General features: G+C 55.3%; 4 protein-coding genes. All 4 read right to left on the bottom strand.

Translation table 11 applies throughout. From position 1 onward, the window contains the following. Positions 1 to 213: 213 nt before the first annotated feature. On the bottom strand, positions 214 to 942 hold the full coding sequence (locus O9K64_RS23190; protein ID WP_275100496.1) for a hypothetical protein: 729 nt from the start codon (positions 940 to 942) through the stop codon (positions 214 to 216). Beyond that, positions 939 to 2018 carry a hypothetical protein gene (locus O9K64_RS23185; RefSeq protein ID WP_275100495.1) on the bottom strand — a complete coding sequence of 360 codons (1080 nt, stop codon included), beginning with the start codon at positions 2016 to 2018 and terminating at the stop codon, positions 939 to 941. Before O9K64_RS23185 ends, O9K64_RS23190 begins: the two co-directional genes overlap by 4 nt. Before the next feature lie 231 nt (positions 2019 to 2249). Next, entirely contained in the window at positions 2250 to 2978 is a 729-nt protein-coding gene (locus tag O9K64_RS23180) for a hypothetical protein (protein ID WP_275100494.1), read from the bottom strand. 133 nt (positions 2979 to 3111) lie between these two features. After that, positions 3112 to 4389 (bottom strand): hypothetical protein (locus O9K64_RS23175; protein WP_335342350.1); only part of this gene is annotated, 1278 nt, incomplete at its 5' end.

Below are 4389 nucleotides of genomic sequence, written 5' to 3'. Positions count from 1 at the left end.
CGACCGTGCTCACCCGAGCGGAAGGAGCGCAGCGACTGGAGCGTCGGGTGCAGCACATGGTTAGGAGCAATTTTCATTTTTTAGTTAGCTTTTTCGCACTGGAACTCTCCAGTCCGTAGGTTATGCTAAACGCTGTATGTGCAATCAACGGAAGTGGAAATAGGTGCAGACCTGGTTGCTTCAGCTTTACGGGAATCGACGGATCAAAAAACATCATCTGATCCGTTCGTAAATAGACGTGCTTTTTTTCCAGTTAGCCGTCTTAACTCTCGCGCCGTACCAGTCCAAGTCGAATGTTTCAACCTGTAAATTGCCGTTAGGCAAAACACGAAACTGCGTTTCCTTGGCGCGGATGAACTCGGCCACCTTGCCCTCATATTGGATTCCACCGTCGAATATCTGCTGGATGATCAGCATTCCGTTTTGGCAGCCAATTCCGGGTTGGTTAAGGGGTAGCGTTTCCCTTCTGTATGCGACGTCGCCATGCCTGAACGTCTGTTCGAGACGGTCGAGGCTCAGGTTGATATCTGAGAAAGCTTCTATTGAGAAAATACGTGCAGCCTCGATTGCTATTTTTCTTCTTATGCTTAATGCTCTTTTTTCTGCTTTGGATAGCCGACTTTCTTGCGCGACTCTTTCCGGGTCATATGTTGTCAACTCAGCATCAGGAAATGGTGGTGCAGCTAGTCTTTCAAATTCCAGCAAAGGGCCAACATAGCCAATGGGATGTTTCGTGGGTATGTTGAGGTCCAATCCATCTTCGGTTGCAATTGAAAACGAAGGGCATGACTTTGTGTTGACTGTAATTTCATGTGAAATCCACGGCACCGTCTGCCGCAGCTTTTTGAAATCCACATATGCATAGGTGGTGCATCCAGCCGCGAAGAGCAACCATAATGTCAGTGCCCACCACAAGCGCCTCGTCACCCTGTTCCGCATCATGGCCTGGCCTCCATAATCGCGACGCGCAAGGCCTGCCAGAGTTCAGGCGGCAGCAAGATACTCAACGCATACGGTGTGGCAATCAAAACGTTCACCTTGTTCTGCAATTCGCCGACCTGTCTCTGCTCTTCCGTCAAGCCGGTCTTGATATTTCCGTCCGGCCCATACCATGTGCCGCTGTTGAGTTGGTCGTGCGGGCCGGCATAGGCCTCGACCACCTTGTCAATCCAGCCCCCCGGCTGGTAGGGCATGCCGAATATCTGTCCGTCGCCGCCTTGGAGGCCGCCAAGTGGGCTGATGACTTCGGGGTGCTGATGTAAATACTTGGCTAGGTTTCCATTAAAGACGACTTGCCCGTTCTGATTAAAAGCCAGCTTGCTTCTCGGGTCATTCATATCAATGGATGGATCATCGGGCTTCTTTGTCGAGCATCTCGAAAAATTTTGTCCACACAGGACATCAACATCCACCCGTCCCCCGCCTAGCTTAAACTGGTCACCATTGACGCCGGCGCTGGGTCCAGACTTGTTGTCCAGACAATTACCCAAGCTGTCGCAGATGCCGGGAAACTTTTTCGAGTCCTCGATCATCTGCTGACGCATCTCAACGGCGGCCATGCGCAACACTTCCTTGCCCGCCGCGCTGATAGTACCTTCCGCACCACCACCCAACGCGGTAACCACCACATTCATCGCCGCGAGGCGTTCGCCTGTCCAGTTTTGGGCCTCGGCATTCCATTCGGCCTCCGTTTTTCCTTCGAATCTGCCATCGGCGCTTCCCTTGGCTCTCGCCGCATTTTCCTTGCTGGATTGTGCCTTGCTTTGCGCGAAGTTTTTCGCGGCTTGGGTTGCCTTGCTACCGAACGCCTGCGTAATGACGACCTGGGCCTCGATCTCTCTTTGCACCTTGTCGGCATCGAAGATACGCTCGATGCCGCCAGAGGCGTCTCCGGTCCTTACTTCCATGTTCCCGGCGATGCCGGAGATGCCGGCCTGGGTGGTGCCGGAGGCGCTGCCCTTGTCCGATCCGACCCCGGCGCCGTTTGATGTCGTACTTGCGCCGACACCGATGGTCACGCCGTAAGCGTCGGCTTTGTAAGCTGCCCGGTTGTCGAGATCGGTGAGCGCCAGTTCGCCGCCGGTTTTGAAGCGATTCAGGTCTTGATCAACTGCGGTCTGGGTGCTGGCAATGACACCGCCTTTGAGGGTGGTGTCGTTTCCTACATCGATATCGAAGCCACCCTCACCGGTCGCGATGCCAGACTGCCCAGTGGCGGAGGTGTAGTCACCCGTACGGATCGAAAAACATCACTTGATCCGTTCGTAAATGAACGCGCTTCTTTTCCAGTCAGTCACCTTGCCCTTCTCGCCGTACCAATCAAGTTGAAAGGTGACCACCTCCAGATTGCCGTTCGTGAGAACATGAAAATGCGTTTCCATTGCGCGGATGGATCTTGGAGCCCTGCCTTCGCGGGAATCCAGGCCGCCGGCAAATTGTCTGATGACAAGCACCCCATTGCTACAACCAATACCGGCCTGACGCAAATCCATAGAAGCACTCCGTTTGTATTGCTCGTTGTCCGTCACGCGGATAACGAGCAAATGGTCTTTGTGGTTCAAGTGAGCGATGGATTTGGCATAGAAGTCTTGTTGTTGTCGTGTGATTTCTTTCCCCTGCGCTATCCATTGCTCCTTCGTGTAATTCGATGGAAGTTCGGGGACGGAAATCGGCTCCTTGCTTGTTTGAACAACTACAACCACCGGGTTGAGATTGACACCGTCTTCCATGACAGATATCCAGTTCAAGAAACCAGGAAATTCGCTGTTGAGTGCGTATCCTCTGCGGTAAACACCGCCGATATCAGGGCAAAAGGAAGAAGCCATCCGCTCGGCCGACCAAGGCACGGATTGAGAAGCAACCCAAGGGACTGTTCTGCGTAGTTTTTTGAAGTCCGCAAATGGCGCGCAACCGGCAAGCGTGGACAACCAGAATGCCAGCATAAAATAGACCCATCCTTTTATCTTGCCCCACCTCATGGCATCGCTCCCATGATCGCGACGCGCAGGGCCTGCCAGAGTTCAGGCGGCAGCAAGGTGCTCAATGCATATGGCGTAGCTGGCAGAACATTCAGTTTGTTCAGCAATTCGCCGACTTCTCTTTGCTCTTCCGTCAGGCCGGTCTTGATGTTTCCGTCCGGCCGGTCTTGATGTTTCCGTCCGGCCCATACCAAGTGCCGCTGTTGTGATGGTCGTGCGGGCCAGCATAGACTTCGATCACCGTATCGATCCAGCCACCCGGCTCGTAGGGCATACCGAGAAGCTGCCCGCTGCCGCCTTGGAGGCCACCTAACGGGCTGATCCAATCAGGATGCTGCTCTATCAGTTTCGGAAGGCTTGGGAATGGATTGCCTTTGCTATCGATCTCATTTAAACGAATGCCGCCGTCACTTTTGCGTATCCAAACTTTTGTCTCTTGATTGCCCGGACACAACCCAGGCACATCCGAGCACATCTTGTCCACATCAACCCTCCCCCCGCCCAGCTTGAACAAGTCGCCGTCGACGCCCGCGCTGGCCCCTGATTTATTGTCCAGGCAGTTGCCCTGACTGTCACAGATACCTGGGAATTTCTTCGAATCCTCGATCATCTGCTGGCGCATCTCAACGGCAGCCATGCGCAGCACCTCCCTGCCTGCCGCGCTAAGCGTGCTTCCCGCGCCACCGCTCAGCGCGGCAATCACCACATTCATCGCCGCGAGGCGTTCGCCTGTCCAGTTTTGGGCCTCGGCATTCCATTCGGCCTCCGTTTTTCCTTCGAATCTGCCATCGGCGCTTCCCTTGGCTCTCGCCGCATTTTCCTTGCTGGTTTGTGCATTGATCTGTGCGTAATTTCTTGCGGCCCCGCTCGCCTTGCTGCCGAATTCCTGCGTAATGACGACCTGTGCCTCGATCTCGCGTTGCACCTTGTCGGCATCGAAGATACGCTCGATGCCGCCAGAGGCGTCTCCGGTCCTTACTTCCATGTTACCGGCGATGCCGGAGATGCCGGCCTGGGTGGTGCCGGAGGCGCTGCCCTTGTCCGATCCGACCCCGGCGCCGTTTGATGTCGTACTTGTGCCGACACCGATGGTCACACCGTAGGCGTCGGCTTTGTAAGCAGCCCGGTTGTCGAGATCGGTGAGCGCCAGTTTGCCGCCGGTTTTGAAGCGGTTCAGGTCTTGATCAACTGCGGTCTGGGTGCTGGCGATGACGCCGCCTTTGAGGGTGGTGTGTTTGCCGACCTCGATATCGAAACCATCGTCGCCGGCCTTGAGGCCGGACTGCTCGGTAACGGAGATGTAGTCGCTCCGGATATCGCGCTCACCCCTGTTCAAGCTCGCCCCGAAGGTACCCGGCCCCACTGACAGGCTCCCGCCACTGTTGCGCTGTTCGCTGACGTAGCTGCTCTG

The organism is Sedimenticola hydrogenitrophicus (genome assembly GCF_029017505.1).
Taxonomy (GTDB): Bacteria; Pseudomonadota; Gammaproteobacteria; order Chromatiales; family Chromatiaceae; genus Sedimenticola; species Sedimenticola hydrogenitrophicus_A.
This window is presented reverse-complemented; position numbering and strand designations above follow the sequence as displayed.